This window comes from Arthrobacter sp. ATA002, from assembly GCF_026898095.1.
Classification (GTDB): domain Bacteria; phylum Actinomycetota; class Actinomycetes; order Actinomycetales; family Micrococcaceae; genus Arthrobacter_B.
Genome location: NZ_CP114015.1, coordinates 3,388,229 through 3,403,172, shown reverse-complemented (window position 1 = coordinate 3,403,172; position 14,944 = coordinate 3,388,229). Strand labels below are relative to the sequence as shown.

The 14,944-nt window shown below is 62.5% G+C and carries 13 protein-coding genes and 1 pseudogene; 10 read left to right on the top strand and 4 right to left on the bottom strand.

The genetic code is table 11. The features are described from left to right. Window positions 1-80: 80 nt before the first annotated feature. Window positions 81-740: an Imm52 family immunity protein gene (locus OL239_RS16775; protein WP_268909856.1), complete on the bottom strand. Its 660-nt coding sequence runs from the start codon at window positions 738-740 to the stop codon at window positions 81-83. Window positions 741-1,693: 953 nt separating this feature from the next. Then, on the bottom strand, window positions 1,694-1,924 hold the full coding sequence (locus OL239_RS16770) for a hypothetical protein (RefSeq protein WP_268909855.1): 231 nt from the start codon (window positions 1,922-1,924) through the stop codon (window positions 1,694-1,696). Between the two features lie 2,827 nt (window positions 1,925-4,751). On the opposite strand from OL239_RS16770, the gene OL239_RS16765 reads away from it, so the two are divergent. The 8 genes and pseudogenes from OL239_RS16765 (at window position 4,752) to OL239_RS16730 (ending at window position 12,724) form a co-directional block, all read left to right on the top strand. Next, window positions 4,752-5,114: a variant leucine-rich repeat-containing protein gene (locus OL239_RS16765; protein ID WP_268909854.1), complete on the top strand. Its 363-nt coding sequence runs from the start codon at window positions 4,752-4,754 to the stop codon at window positions 5,112-5,114. A gap of 31 nt (window positions 5,115-5,145) precedes the next feature. Next, complete coding sequence (locus OL239_RS16760; protein WP_268909853.1) at window positions 5,146-6,408, top strand: arginine deiminase; 1,263 nt, start codon at window positions 5,146-5,148, stop codon at window positions 6,406-6,408. A gap of 545 nt (window positions 6,409-6,953) precedes the next feature. Next, a complete protein-coding gene (locus tag OL239_RS16755; RefSeq protein WP_329609265.1) occupies window positions 6,954-7,502 on the top strand; it encodes an HNH endonuclease in 549 nt (182 codons plus the stop codon). A gap of 7 nt (window positions 7,503-7,509) precedes the next feature. Further along, a pseudogene (locus OL239_RS16750) lies at window positions 7,510-7,776 on the top strand (arginine deiminase family protein); the annotation flags it as partial. 317 nt (window positions 7,777-8,093) lie between these two features. Beyond that, window positions 8,094-9,533, top strand: coding sequence for a basic amino acid/polyamine antiporter (locus OL239_RS16745; protein ID WP_329609264.1), 1,440 nt, complete (start codon window positions 8,094-8,096; stop codon window positions 9,531-9,533). Between the two features lie 135 nt (window positions 9,534-9,668). Then, window positions 9,669-10,031 carry a variant leucine-rich repeat-containing protein gene (locus OL239_RS16740; RefSeq protein WP_268909852.1) on the top strand — a complete coding sequence of 121 codons (363 nt, stop codon included), beginning with the start codon at window positions 9,669-9,671 and terminating at the stop codon, window positions 10,029-10,031. A gap of 23 nt (window positions 10,032-10,054) precedes the next feature. Then, the gene (locus OL239_RS16735; protein WP_268909851.1) at window positions 10,055-11,317 is read left to right on the top strand and encodes an arginine deiminase; all 1,263 of its coding nucleotides are present in this window, start codon (window positions 10,055-10,057) and stop codon (window positions 11,315-11,317) included. Between the two features lie 243 nt (window positions 11,318-11,560). After that, window positions 11,561-12,724: a YkvI family membrane protein gene (locus OL239_RS16730; protein ID WP_268909850.1), complete on the top strand. Its 1,164-nt coding sequence runs from the start codon at window positions 11,561-11,563 to the stop codon at window positions 12,722-12,724. A gap of 129 nt (window positions 12,725-12,853) precedes the next feature. Here OL239_RS16730 and OL239_RS16725 read toward each other — a convergent pair whose 3' ends face one another. After that, entirely contained in the window at window positions 12,854-13,621 is a 768-nt protein-coding gene (locus OL239_RS16725) for a DMT family transporter (RefSeq protein WP_268909849.1), read from the bottom strand. Window positions 13,622-13,656: 35 nt separating this feature from the next. After that, a complete protein-coding gene (locus OL239_RS16720; RefSeq protein WP_268909848.1) occupies window positions 13,657-13,803 on the bottom strand; it encodes a hypothetical protein in 147 nt (48 codons plus the stop codon). 82 nt (window positions 13,804-13,885) lie between these two features. Between OL239_RS16720 and OL239_RS16715 the strand changes: the two genes are divergently transcribed. Further along, window positions 13,886-14,401, top strand: coding sequence for a LysR family transcriptional regulator (locus OL239_RS16715; protein WP_268909847.1), 516 nt, complete (start codon window positions 13,886-13,888; stop codon window positions 14,399-14,401). Beyond that, window positions 14,370-14,795, top strand: coding sequence for a LysR substrate-binding domain-containing protein (locus tag OL239_RS16710; RefSeq protein ID WP_268911803.1), 426 nt, complete (start codon window positions 14,370-14,372; stop codon window positions 14,793-14,795). Before OL239_RS16715 ends, OL239_RS16710 begins: the two co-directional genes overlap by 32 nt. Window positions 14,796-14,944 lie beyond the last annotated feature (149 nt).

Below are 14,944 nucleotides of genomic sequence, written 5' to 3'. Positions count from 1 at the left end.
GTGGGCAGATCTGGTGGCCATGAGTAGGCAGTTTTCACGTCCACCAGCGGGCACTTTTGCTGGCCGCCCATGGGCACAAACTATTGGCCATTGACAGCCGTGAGAAGGGTTCCGTCTCCGAAGTGCTCCCACGCGGCCGATCGCAGACCCGGAGGAACACCGAACGTGCCTTCGGAAATCCAGGTCGCATACCCCGCGTACGTGGCGTAAAGGTCGTCAATCTCCGTGACCGTCCGATCGGTGCAAAGGATTGCGGACTCCGGTTGCCATATGCGAACTAGTTCCCTGAAAAGATCAACAGCAGCCTCAGCGGTCCCCAATGGATACTCCTGTTCAAGGACGACGGTGCAGCTGTTGCCCACGTAGGTTTGTTCTGCACCCGCGCTCAGGGCAAACGAGGCAAGGGGACCTGTATCCGTGTTCCCGGCAAAGAGCAGTAGTTGGAGTGTCGTGGCTTCGGACAGTTTGTAAGTCGCGTCTCGCCTTGCCTGGCGACTTGCCAGCGCCGCGAGCCCGGCCGCTGTGATCGGCGCAGGAGAATAACTCAGATCATCGTCAGCGATTCGCATCCAAAAGAGCTCCCAACTGGAGTCTTCAGGCACGCTGTGGACGAGAGCGGACATAGTGGCGTCTGCTCTGGCTGCCACGTCTGCTGGCTCCTCTTTCCGTCCGCCCCACATCAGCGGGATGAAGGCACTGCCGTCCTCGGGGGAGAAGAGGTCTGCAACGGTCTTTTTCATGACGTTAACTTGTCTTACTGAGGTTCGGCAGCGCACACGGCTTGGGCTCGTATCTGATTGTTATTTGTCCGAGAAGCTGCGGGTAGCGGCATCGCGACAAAGGTCCTATCCGGGGTGCTCCCGGTACGTTCACGCCAGCTGTGGCGTTGTGTTCGGTGAGATCGAAGGTCATGGCTATCCCGTCTCTGCCCTAGTAGCGGTTGGACTCCCCATGCAACAGCCAGCCGCTGAGGCCAGCAACAGTAGCGGCGGGGTTGTGGAAAACCTGGAAACTCGATGCCCTAGCAGAGCATAGGGAGGTCTGCCAGTACCCTAAATAACGATAGTTATCAGGAACGAATGCCGGACTTCTCTGAGTTTTTTCGAGATTCTCTGCTGCCGGCAGCAATGCATCTAGCCCCACCCCCCTCCGCCGTAGAGCAGCGGAGGGGGACCGAAACAGGGGAACGCTCCGGTCATCAGTGGAGCAGTGTCAGTGCCAGAATTGCATCCTTCGGGCAGGGGACCGGGAAAGCTGGTCGATCTGGCCGACCGTGTTTTTTTTGAGGGCAACGTCGATGTGATGTTCGCATCACCTTGAGCGACCGCTTCCCGCTAGGCCAATTCGCGAGACGCCAAGGACGAGGTAGCCATACATCCGCCTGCATTGGAGCTGAACTCGGGCATCCTTCACAACGACTGGGTATGGATTGCGTTCCGACGGAACAAAGTCCCGCTCGATCGCGGTGTGGCGCAGGGCTGAGGCGACTTCAACGGTGAGTAATCGTAAGCCTCCAGGGCGGCTAATAACCCACAACAGAACGTCCGTTAGCGTGGGCATCGAGATCGATAGACTCAGTGCTTGCTTGCCCTCTTCTGCCAGTGCATCGGTGCCCCCAACGAGGGTTCCACCGATGAGACCTGACTCTAATATGCAGAAGCACAAGTAAGAGCTAGCTCAGCAGCCGATGCACCTAGCGAATGTGGGACTCAGGATGCGGGCAGGAGTGTGTCTCGCTTTCCTTGAACGTTATGCCGACCGGACCTTTGTGTTTGACCTCGATGATGTCGCCCGCGCCGTCACGGTCAGTCTTCCAACAAAACCTGCCATCCTCGAGCGAATATGTCTTGAAAATAGATTTGGCGTCTCGTCCATGTTGGGCGAAGTCGCGGGTCCACCATTCGTTGGTGGTTTCATCCAGCACGTAAGCGTTCGACGCATGGTGAACGCATTTTGTGGGGGCACTTACGGGTATAGGTGGGCGCCCGCCTCCGACGCGACCTCAGGATGGCTCATCAGGCCAGGTCCCACGCCCATGATGTGAGGAAGATTATCGAACAGCCACCGTAGAGCGTCATCGGCAGTGCTAACGCCCGCCCGATGGAGGTTTGTCTCTCCGTGTCGGCGAGTAAACTCGGCCACCACTGATTCGCTGACCCGAGTCCCGAGCACAATCAATTCGTAGGGGTTGCTTGCTTTCACTATGCTCGCCACTGCCCCTTGATCCGCGGCGGTAACTACGTGCACCTGAGGATTTACGCCCAGCAGAAGGGCGGAGCGCTCTATGTCCGCTTTGAGGGAGGAACTCGTACCAGCTAGTTCCGGCTCCACTAGAATCTCGATGCGACGATTGTGCTTAGGGGTCTCAATGCGGAATCCGTCAATCTTTCCGAGCGCGTGCAACAGCGAGTTTGTGGAATACACCCACTCAACCTGAAGCCAAGCATCGTCGCACTGTTTGGAATTGCTCGCATTGGGCAGTACGGCGAGCACTCCGACGCCAGCGAAGCGCGCGGACGAAAACACATTTCCTTCGAAAGTCTCATTTTCGTCCCGAAACACCCCTACAAGAAGCACAGAACGAGCGCGGGCACGTTCGGCGTCCTCGAGAACACTGCCGTCAGGTCCGACTCGGACCTGACCAGGATCGGTGTGTACGAAGGACGCAGCAGTGAGAAGCCTGACATGGGCTTCATGTGAACGTTGCGCGCTCATGCCGGAAATTGGTGCCTGCAGAGCCCCTTCAACCGATGAAGCCCTTTTCCTCCAGCAGGAAGCAAAATGGGAGAGGCACTCGATGAAGAGAACTTTCGGTCGCGACTAATACCTTCGTGTAGCGGGTGAGGGTCCTTAGATGTTTCGAGAATGCCCGTCAACGCGATGGGTTGCTTGACGAGCGCGCGAAGGTCGATCCCGGGCACCGCCGGCTACCGGTTCAGGGAATGCTCAAGCGGAATCGGCAAGCGAAGCAGCTCATGCAGGGGCATGGATTCGAGGATGGTCAGGATGCGCCTACGAAGGTCAACATCCGGAGGGGACACGGCAACCGACGAAGATGCCGAAAGGCGCGTGGGCGCGATGGCAGGGGGAGAAGATGGGGCGGCCGCAGATGTGAAAATATCTTTCCGGGGAATAGCATTCCGAGCGGACCACTTTACTGCGGTGTCAAGAATCCCTGATCGAAGCCGGCGGTTCCATCGGCGCTTGACGCTGGAGTCTCCGCGTATAACCCGATAAAAGGCTGATACCGGGTCGTCTTCCCTCAGAGCCTCCGTGAGCTGGGTAGTCAGGCTACCACTCGGGCGCGACGCGAATTTGGTCATCCAATCAAGGACGGTCGCCTTGTCTATCGACGGAACCTCCACAGAGCCGGATGGGATGGTGCCAGCAAATTGCTCAGTGGTTTTTGTATTGCGATCAAACGCGTACCGCGCGCCATATGTCCAGTCCTGAACGGCACGCCATAGGTCAGGCCGCAGAGTAGCCCCGCGGACGTCTTCAACCGAGACAAGCTTGAGGACGTAGTCGCTGGCGGCACGGTGTGCCTCTACAAGGCCTGCGCTCTCCGCAGCTTTGGTGATTCCGCGAAATGTAGAGAAGTCGGTCCTTGCAATCGAGAAGTCTGGCTCGACGACACGCATCCGGGCGGAGACTCCCGCTGCAGTAGGCGTTTTCCCAGTGGTTTCAAACTCATTGATAACGGATACCAGGAGAGTGAAGACGTCCGTCGTGGGGAACTGCCGGGGCTCACTATGAAGTGGAGCCCCAGCAGTTCCGCTAAACGTCTTTGCGAGTGGAGCTTGGATCTCAGTTTCCGGAGAAGGTGTGACAGGGGCCTCTCGGACCCCAGGACCGCATTCGCGGGTGTCGTTCTCTCTCGACAGATTGGTCATTCCAAGCTCCTCGCGTGTGGTTACTAAGCTCTGAACGGTAGTCCCGAGCTACGCGAGAAACAGTTGACGAAACTTCTTCAGACACCATGAACTAGCGTTCACCTCAAGGGTCTCACACCTCGGCCCAGTGACCCGGTCAATAAGTCACAGACTCTGTGCTCGTGCGGCTGAAGTTGAGGCCTTGCAAGCAAGGCTTCTATTTCTCTTTCCTCACACTACCCGTCTATGCGCCCACGTCGCAACAATCGTATGTGGACTGTAACTGCCTTGCGCGGCCTTCAATATTGCACGGCGGGTTCCGGGACGCGCTGACGCCGTGCGCGCTGGCCGTGGACCCCTGACTCGACTACGCACCATACATAGGTGACACTCCAGCCTGATGATCGGGGGTGTTGCCTATGTCGCGACTTGTGCAGTCACTCAGCCCAAGGATCACCGAAGCCTGCAGCTAGTCTGCAGATTCACTGACAGTCATGGCAGGGTGATACCAAAAACCTACTCTGACTAGATGCGACCGAAGCGTACGACAGCCCGAAGTAACTCCCGCTTGAGCCATGCACTTACATACTTTTACTCGAAAAGGTCTTCGGGTTCGGTGCCTGATGGAGGCTGTCGTCCGAGGGTGTTCAGAATGGCGCGGCGACCACAGGAGAGGTGTCGCGAGAAGCTTGTAAGGGAACGGGCGTCTCATTTTGGTTGTGACGGCGGGATTTGAACCAATTGTGGCCGTCCCCGACAAGCTATTCACGTTTCCCCTGGCTCGTATGCGGTAATGACCTGAAGCACGACGATATCGATTCGGAACCCGCGCCACCTTCTGCCAAGATGTTTATAAGGCTACTTACAAAGGAGAACCCCGTGCAGGAAGACATGCAGGAACATCCCGCTGACGAGAACGCCCTGTCCACCTCCAAAACAGCAACCCGGCGGACGGCCCCGCTGATGAACATCCCGGCGGCAGACATCGTGAACGCCGGAGCATCGGCAGCCAAGCCGCGGGACGTGGATCCCGCTGAGGTAGCCATCCTTGCCGAAGCCGAGGATCCCGGAACCGCTCCGCTTCGACTGCAGGAACTGGCCACCAACCAGCCGATCGCACGCCCCGCCGTCGCCGCCAATCCGGCCGCCGGACCCGAACTGCTCACCTGGTTACGTGCCTTGGACGACCCCGCCGTCAACGAAGCACTCCGCCGCCGCGCGCAGGTTGAACAGGGACACTAGGTCCAGCTTCACTAAACATATGGAGAACCCCATGCTTTCCCCAACTGCCACCGGCAAAGCCGCGTCCTACGGGGTCCACTCCGAGGTGGGCAAGCTGCGCAAGGTCCTGGTCTGCGCTCCCGGCCTCGCCCACGAACGGCTCACCCCCACCAACCGCAAAGAACTGCTGTTCGACGACGTGATGTGGGTGGAGAACGCCCAGCGCGACCACGCGGACTTCGTCGCCCAGATGACCAGCCGCGGCGTCGAGGTGGTGGAACTCCACGACCTGCTCGGCCAGACCATGGACCTGCCCGAAGCCCGGGCCTGGCTGCTGGACCGCAAAATCATCGCCAACCGGGTCGGCCTCGGCCTGGTCCCGGGCACCCGTGCCTTCCTCGACTCACTCTCCGGAGCGGATCTGGCGCGCTACCTCATCGGCGGGCTCACGACGTCGGACGTTCCCGTGGATTACCTCAGCGGCTACGTCGCCCTGATCCGGGAATCCACCGGCCGGCCCGAGTACCTGTTGCCGCCGCTGCCCAACACCCTCTACACCCGGGACACCACCTGCTGGATCGGCTCCGGGCTGACAATGAACCCGCTCTACTGGCCGGCCCGGCACGACGAGACCCTGCTGATGCAGGCCATCTACCGGTTCCATCCGGACTACATGGGTTCGAAAATTTGGTGGGGCGACGCGGAAAAGGACTGGAGCCAGGCCTACCTGGAGGGCGGCGACGTCATGCCCGTGGGCAACGGCACCGTGCTGCTGGGCATGGGGGAGCGGACCTCCCGGCAGGCCATCACCCAGCTCGCCCAGGCCCTGTTCAAGGACGGGGCGGCGGAGCGGATTGTCGTGGCCGGCATGCCGAAACTGCGCGCCGCCATGCACCTGGACACCGTGTTCACCTTCGCGGACCGGGACCTGGCCACCATCCACCCGGCCATCGTGGACGGCATCCACCCCTTCACCATCCACCCCTCGGACAAGGCCCCGGGCCTGGAAATCCGCGACCAGCGGGACCGCCGCTTCGTGGACGTGGTGGCCGAAGCCATGGGCCACAAGCAACTGCGCCTGGTGGAAACCGCCGGGGACTATCACGCCACCGAACGCCAGCAGTGGGACAGCGCGAACAACGCCGTTGCAGTGGAACCGGGGGTGGTGTTCACCTACGACCGCAACACCCAGACGAATGCGGCGCTGCGCAACGCCGGCGTCGAGGTCATCCCCATTGTCGGGGCCGAGCTGGGCCGCGGCCGCGGCGGCGGGCACTGCATGACCTGCCCGATCATCCGCGACGGGATCGACTAGCGACGACGGCGTGCGGGGTGGCGGCTGCTGGCCGACAAGACCTACTGAGCCAGGGGCCCCCGCGAGGCCAGCAGGGAAGACGGCAGGTGCGAGAGCCTTTATCGGCCGCCTCCGGTTCCTGGATGCGGTCGCTCTGGATGCTTATCCGCCCGGAAGCCCACGTAGGTGCCGCCCTCCCGAAACTCTCGAGTTAGCGGTTAGCCCTTTGTTATCGAACATTAAGTCCGAAGAGGGCCTTGGCGAATCGAGGTGCTTTGTCGCCTGACTGACCGAACCTTGGACAGTCGACAGGGCCAAAACCGCGCCGAAGGTATCTGTAATAGCCCGGGTGCCGATATTCCGCGGGATACAGTCGGTCATATGGGGGAAATACGAATTAATTGGACGCGCGATGAAATTATCCTGGCTTGCGACCTAGTTTGGGTAAATGGCTGGCGAGCATTGGATGCGACTAGAGCAGAAGTGACTGAATTGTCTGAGCTGCTGAGGCAATCCCCCTTCACCGGTTGGAGGGGCGTCCCTCGACGTTCAGGAACCCGGCAGGCGTGGGACGCAAGACTTCGGATATTGCGACCCGCCATCCGGCCTACACTGGTAGACCCACCCGAGGGAACAGGATAGACCAGGAAGTCCTGCAGGACTTTTTGGCGAGTCCTAAGGTGATGCATCAAGTAGCGGCTAACATCAGGAAAGTCATTCGGGATGGTACCGTTTCGCATTCTGATCTTGATGCATTTGAGAGTTTTCTTGAAGATGAATTAGAAGCGCAGGAGGGTAGATTGCTCCGCAGTTGGCAGACCAAGCGTGAACGGGACCCGAAGTTGCGCCTTCGGAAAATCCAACAGGTGAAGCAACGAGGAGAAGCCGTTGCATGCAACGTTTGTTCTTTTGATTTCTTTGTTGCCTATGGAGAACGTGGCCGCGACTATATCGAGGTCCATCACGTACTGCCTCTTCACGTAAGTGGTGCAACCACGACAACGCTGGGGAACCTCGCCTTGCTTTGTTCCAATTGCCACCGCATGATTCACCGGGGGCCATGGCTGACCCCTCCACAGTTGCGAGAACTCTACGGCGGTCCGATGCAGTCCTGACGGATGGGCCGAAGCCATGGGCCACAAGCACCTGCGCCTGGTGGAGACCGCCGGGGACTTCCACGCCTCCGAACGCCAGCAGTGGGACAGTGCGAACAACGCCGTCGCGGTGGAACCGGGCGGGGTGTTCACCTACGACCGCAACACGCAGACCAACGCGGCGCTGCGGAACGCAGGCGTTGAGGTGATCCCGATTGTGGGGGCGGAGCTGGGCCGCGGGCGTGGCGGCGGGCACTGCATGACCTGCCCGATCATCCGCGACGGGATCGACTAAGTGTCCGGGGAGATGACGACGGCGTGCCGGATGCGGCTGGCATTTGACCGCGGCCACGCCCCGACATCGGAATTCCGGCCACGGTTTCACCGTGGGCTCCAGGGCACGCACCATCTTTGACGGCTACACACAGTTCCGCTGAAAAGACCCCTTCGGCAACCGCACCGAGGCGCTGGCCGCCGATTCGGACCCCGCCGGCATTCCGAGGATAATGGAAAGGCTGCCGACGAAGGATCCCCCGTAAGAGGCGGTCCTCCCCTCCACTTTTGTCTACCCTGTGTTGCCCCAGCGGCCGCGACACCCGATGGGAAAGAACCATGTCTAATCCTGCTGCTTCAGGGGAGAAGACCTCAGCGTCCAAACTCTCCCTGCTGACCCTCACCACTGTGGTGATCGGCTCCATGGTCGGGGCCGGGGTGTTTTCCCTGCCCCAGCGCTTCGCCGCGGAAACCGGGGTGGCGGGCGCGCTGATCGCCTGGCTGATTGCGGGTTCCGGCATGCTGATGCTGGCCTTCGTCTTCCAGCGGCTGTCGATGCGCAAGCCAGAGCTCGATGCGGGGATCTTCTCCTATGCCAAGGCAGGCTTCGGTAATTACGTGGGATTCTTCTCCGCAGCGGGTTACTGGGCCAGCGCCTGCGTTGGAAACGTCACCTACTGGGTGCTCACCATGTCCACGCTGGGAGCCCTGTTTCCGCAGCTGGGCGCGGGGGACACCCTCCCCGCCGTCGTGCTTTCCTCGGCCGGGCTGTGGGGATTCTTCTTCCTGATCCGGCGCGGCATCAGGGAGGCCACGGCCATTAACCGGGTGGTCACGATCGCCAAGGTTGTTCCCATCCTGGTCTTTGTGCTGTTTGCTGTCTTCCTGTTTGACCCCGCCGTCTTCGCGGGAAACCTCACCGGGGCGGACTCTGCGGGGACGCTGTTCGAGCAGGTCAGCGACACGATGCTGGTCACGGTATTCGTTTTCCTCGGCGTCGAAGGTGCCAGCGTGTATTCACGCCATGCCCGACGGCGGGAGGACGTGGGCCGGGCCACCGTCCTCGGCTTCCTGAGCGTCTTTGCCATCTTTGCCTCGGTCACGATCGTTTCCTACGGGGTCCTGCCGATGGAACAGCTCGCCGAGCTGCGCCAACCATCCATGGCGGGTGTCCTGGAAGCGGGAGTGGGGACCTGGGGGCTGGTGTTCGTCAGCGCAGGCCTGATCATTTCGGTAATGGGGGCCTATCTGGCCTGGAGCCTGATGGCAGCGGAGGTCCTGTATGTGGCCGCCCGGGAGAAGGACATGCCGCGGTTCCTGTCCCGGCTCAGCGATGACGACGTTCCGGTCAACGCCCTGCTGCTGAGCACCCTGCTCAGCCAGCTGGTCATGGTCATCACCTACTTCTCCGAGGACGCCTTCAACTTCGCGCTGGACATGACCGCGGTCCTGACGCTGTTTTCCCTCCTTTTCGCGGCCCTCTATGCCCTCAAGCTCGGCTGGACCGGCGAAACGTATGAAGGAGCCCCAAGCCGCATCAGGCGGGGCGACCTGGCCATTGCCGTCATTGCCACGATTTACTCGGTGTTCCTGGTCTACGCCGCCGGCCTGCCGCTGGTGCTGCTCTCGATGATCTTCTACGCCCCCGCCACCGTCCTGTTTGTGATCGCGCGCCGTGAACAAGGGCAGCGCGTCTTCCGGGGAGGGAGCTGTTCCTTTTCCTCATTGCGCTGGCGGGAGCCGTTGCAGCTGTGCTCGCCCTGGCCCTGGGCTGGATAGCGCTCTGAGCAGGGGACCTGTCGGCTGACCGCCTGCTCAGGTGTGCACCCGGCGGCCTATGGGGCAGCTACCGGATTCGGTCCTCGACTCAAGTCCTGCAAGGATGTTCATAAGGCTACTGATGAAGGAGATCCCGTGCAGGACGAAATCCAGGTACATCCCGCTGACGAGAACGCCCCGTCCACCCCCAACACAACAACGCGACGGGCGTCCCCGCTGATGAACATCCCTGCGGCGGACATCGTGAACGCCGGAGCATCGGCAGCCCGGCCGCGGGACGTGGATCCCGCCGAGGTCGCCATCCTTGCCGAAGCCGAAGACCCCGGAACCGCACCGCTGCGCCTGCAGGAACTGGCCACCGACCAGCCGCTTGCACGCCCCGCCGTCGCCGCCAATCCGGCCGCCGGACCCGAACTGCTCAAATGGCTCCGCGCTTTGGAGGACCCGGCCGTCAACAAAGCACTCCGACGCCGCGAACAGGCAGAGCGCGCACACTAGCTTTACAACCCAAGGAGAACCCCATGCTTTCCCCAACCGCCACCGGCACGGCCGCGTCTTACGGGGTCCACTCCGAGGTGGGCAAGCTGCGCAAGGTCCTGGTCTGCGCCCCGGGTCTGGCGCACGAACGGCTCACACCCACGAACCGTGAAGACCTGCTGTTCGACGACGTGATGTGGGTGGAGAACGCCCAGCGCGACCACACCGACTTCGTCACCAAAATGACCGAACGCGGCGTAGACGTCGTCGAACTCCACGACCTCCTCGGCTCCACCATGGACATTCCCGAGGCCCGGGCCTGGCTGCTAGACCGCAAGATCATCGCCAACCGGGTTGGCCTGGGGTTGGTCCCCGGCACCCGGGCCTTCCTGGATTCCCTCTCCGGAGCGGAGCTGGCACGCTACCTCATCGGCGGGCTCACGACGTCGGACCTTCCCTCCGACTATCTCAGCGGCTACGTGGGTCTCATCCGGGAATCCCAGGGCCGGCCCGAATACCTGCTGCCGCCGCTGCCCAACACCCTCTACACCCGGGACACCACCTGCTGGATCGGTTCCGGGCTGACCCTGAACCCGCTCTACTGGCCGGCCCGGCACGACGAGACCTTGCTGATGCAGGCCATCTACCGGTTCCATCCGGACTACATGGGTTCGAAGATCTGGTGGGGCGACGCGGAAAAGGACTGGAGCCAGGCCTACCTGGAGGGCGGCGACGTCATGCCCGTGGGCAACGGTACCGTGCTGCTGGGCATGGGGGAGCGGACCTCCCGGCAGGCCATCACCCAGCTCGCGCAGGCCCTGTTTACGGACGGGGCGGCGGAGCGGATCGTGGTCGCCGGCATGCCCAAGCTGCGCGCCGCCATGCACCTGGACACCGTGTTCACCTTCGCGGACCGGGACCTGGCCACCATCCACCCGGCCATCGTGGACGGCATCCACCCCTTCACCATCCACCCCTCGGACAAGGCCCCGGGCCTGGAAATCCGCGACCAGCGGGACCGCCGCTTCGTGGACGTGGTGGCCGAAGCCATGGGCTACAAGCAACTGCGCCTGGTGGAAACCGCCGGGGACTATCACGCCACCGAACGCCAGCAGTGGGACAGCGCGAACAACGCCGTTGCAGTGGAACCGGGGGTGGTGTTCACCTACGACCGCAACACCCAGACGAATGCGGCGCTGCGCAACGCCGGCGTCGAGGTCATCCCCATTGTCGGTGCCGAGCTGGGCCGCGGACGCGGCGGCGGGCACTGCATGACCTGCCCGATTATCCGCGACGGCATCGACTAATGACTCCGGGGTGGGTGATGGCATTCTCCGCGATCCAGTGCGGCCAGCGCTGAATGAGGTTTTCCTTTCAGCTAAGAATTAATGCGCTGATAGTGATTCAGTGTCCCATTAAATCGATACCCATTTGCAACATTGAGCATTCCGAATATCAGACCATTGCATGAGATGCAAAATGATCACATTTGGGATCCGGAATGTTGGAAGTTGTTCGGGAGACCGTTGTGGCTGTCATAGTGTGAATGGATGACTCAGACAACATCGAAAAGAATTCGTATAGGTACGGTCATCACCATCATGGGCGCGATTGTTGCCTACCTGATCGGCTCCGGGTTCGCCACAGGCCAGGAAGGACTGCAGTACTTCGCGTCCTTCGGGGCAGTCGGAGCGGCAGGCGCACTCGTGATTACTTTCATTCTCTATTGCTACGTCACGGCCATTGTTCTCCGTGACGGGCACAACCTCCGGTTACGGTCCGGTAACAAAATCTTTGAGTATTACTGCGGAAAGCACATTGGCAAATTCTTTGGAGTCTTTGCGCCATTGTTCTTCTTTTGCCTGTTTGCCGTGATGCTCGCCGGGGCCGGGGCAACCCTGAACGAGCAGTTCGGCTGGAACGGGCAGGTGGGCATTCTTGCCATGGCGGTCGCCGTGCTGATGACCGTGATGCTCGGGCTTGACGGCCTCGTGGCCATTCTGTCCAAACTTGGTCCCGCCATTGTTGCCCTGTGCCTCATTGTGGGGATTACCGGCATCGTTCGGAGCCCGCAGGGCATCGCGGAATCCGCGGACACCCTCCCCACTATCGATGTTTTGCAGGCGGCGCCGCACTGGGCGATCTCGGGACTCAACTTTCCGGCACTGGGAATTCTTATGCTTGTTCCGTTCCTGGCCAGTCTGGGCAGGAAAGTCCGGAACGAGAAGGAAGCGATCACCGGCGGGCTGGCCGGAGCCGTCACGCTGGTGGTGGCTGTTGCCGTGGTGGCGTTCGGGCTGCTGGCAAACATCGGTGACGTCTATGACAAGCAGATCCCGATGCTGTGGATCGCAGATCAGGTCTTCTCCGGTGCGGGCAACGTTTACTCGGTGATCCTCTTCGCGGGCATCTACACCACCGCCGTTCCGCTGCTGTGGGCTGTGGTGAACCGGGTTGAGACCAATGACAAGAGCAAGCGGGCAAAGCTGTTCGCCGTCATCGCCACGGTGGTTGCGGTGCTGCTGGCCCAGGTGCCTTTCGCGGAACTCGTCAACTTCCTCTACCCGGTTGCAGGCTATCTGGGACTGGTTCTGTTCGTCTGCATCGTCGTCCGGCACGTCCGAAACGTGCGGAACCGCAAGCAGGGAGCTGACGTGTACGCCGTGGAGTTCGAGCGCGTGCCGGAAGAGGAAGCAGCGGCGGCAGCCAAGTAGCGGTCGCTTTGAAGACGGCCAGGGCTCGCCGCCCGGCAGCGGCGCGAACTGCGCGCGGTGGCCCGGGCACAGGGGAGAGTACGGTGATGCCGTGCCCTGCACCGCCGTGCCTTCCATAAAGCCCCGCGCTTAGCTCCGCCGCCGCGGCAGCGTCGCCACCGCGACACCTGCCAGCGCCAGCGCTCCGCCGAACAGCGCGGCAACCGGCGGCACTTCCTGCAGCAGCAGCCAGGACAGCAGCACCACCACGGCCGGCACCGCATAGGTGGTGGCGGCCGTGCGGCCGGCGCTGAACCGCGCCAGGACATAACCCCACGTGGTGAACGCGATCGCCGTGGGGAAGACCCCGAGGTACACCATGGCCAGCGTGGAGGACAGCGGCGCGGCAGCTAACTCCCGGATCAGTTCGGGGAGGAACGGCAGGCAGGCAACAGCCGCGGCCAGGCACCCGATCCACGTCATGGTGGCCGCATCTACGTACTGCAGCAGCCGCTTCTGCAGGGTGGCCGCACCGCCGTAGAGCACGGCTGCGGCAAGGCCGAGACCCACACCCACGGGATCGACGGTGCCGGTGGAGGTGGCCGCTGCGATGACGGCGACGCCGGCGAAGGCCACCAGCATGCCAACTATCAGCCGCCGCGGAAAGCCCTCGCCCAGCAGCAGCCCGGCGAGCACGGCTACGATCATGGGTGCCAGGTTCACCAGCAGCGCCGCGGTGCCGGCGTCCAGATGCCGTTCGGCCGCGTTCAGCACGAGGTTATAGACGCCGAACCAGGCCAGCCCCCAGACGATCACTAGGGCCAGGATCCCGCCCCGCAGCCGTCCGCGTGCCGATGGGCCGCCCGGCCCACCCGCACCCTGTCGGCGTCGTCGTCCCGTCATAGCGGCAATGGCCATCAGCACCACCGCCCCCACCGCGATCCGCCCCAGCGTCAGGGCGCCGGGGAGTAGTCCGCGCCGGCGGAGCGGATGCCCACAAAGGCCGAGGCCCACAGGACAACGGTCACGGCCATGGCGGCCCACAGGCGCGGAGTGTTACCGGCGGAAACCTGGGCCGCGCGGGAAGCTGTAGAGGTCATGCCTGAATTCTTGCCCACCCCAGGATTCAGCACCAGTTCCGATTCTTGATCGACACTTTAGAGACACTGTAGGGTTCGGGGCATGTTGGATGTGCACCGGCTTCGAATCTTCTCCTCTGTGGTGGCCAGCGGATCCGTGGCCGCCGCCGCGGCCAACCTCGGTTACACGCCCTCGGCGGTCAGTCAGCACCTCACGACCCTGCAGCGCGAAACCGGCCTCACCCTCCTCGAGCGTGCCGGCCGCGGCCTGCGTCCGACGGCGGCGGGGCTGGCGGTGGCAGCCCAGGCGGAAGAAATCCTGGCCCGGCTCAGCGAGGCGGAGGCGGTGCTGTCCGATCTCCGGACCGGACGGCACGGGCGGCTGTCCATGGCCTATTTTGCATCCGTCGGGGCCGCCTGGATGCCCGAAGTGGCCCGGCGGCTGACCGCCGACCTGCCCGGGGTACGGCTGGAACTTCAGCTGCGCGACGACGTCGCTCCCAACCCCGAGGACCGGCCGGACATCCAGCTGGTGGTCGGCCGCAAGGAGCATCACTCCGGGAAGCGGCTTCGACGCCCACCACTTGGTGGACGACCCCTACGTTGCGGTACTGCCTGACCATCATCCCTCCGCCGGCCGGACGGAGATCGAGCTGGCGGAACTGGGTGGAGAACAGTGGGTGGACAACGACTTCGCCCACGGACTGTGCAGGCTGAACCTGCTGGACACCTGCACGGCCGCGGGTTTTACCCCGACCTTCCAGATCGAAGCCCACGACTACGCCACCGCCATTGCCTTTGTCAGCGCCGGCATCGGCATCACCGTCCTGCCGGCACTAAGCGCCCAGCAGCTGCCCGCCAACGTCCGCCGGGTCCCGGTGGTCCGCCCGGCTCCGGTCCGCTCCATCTACGCGGTGGTGCGCCGCAGCATGGCCGGCGCCGGACCGGTGCAGCTGGTCCTGGAAACCCTGTTTGCTCTGCGGCCGGCGCCCGAAGCCTACGTGCCGTCCTGAGCGGACAGGGACGCAGCCGCTTACTGCTTAGCGGGCTGTCGAACGGGTTCGCCGTAGACCTGGGACCACCTGCTCCTTGGAGGCGAAATATCGGAGGAAGCTCCGGGGCGAAATGCCGACCGCTGCTGGTGCCTGCCACTTGGGGCATA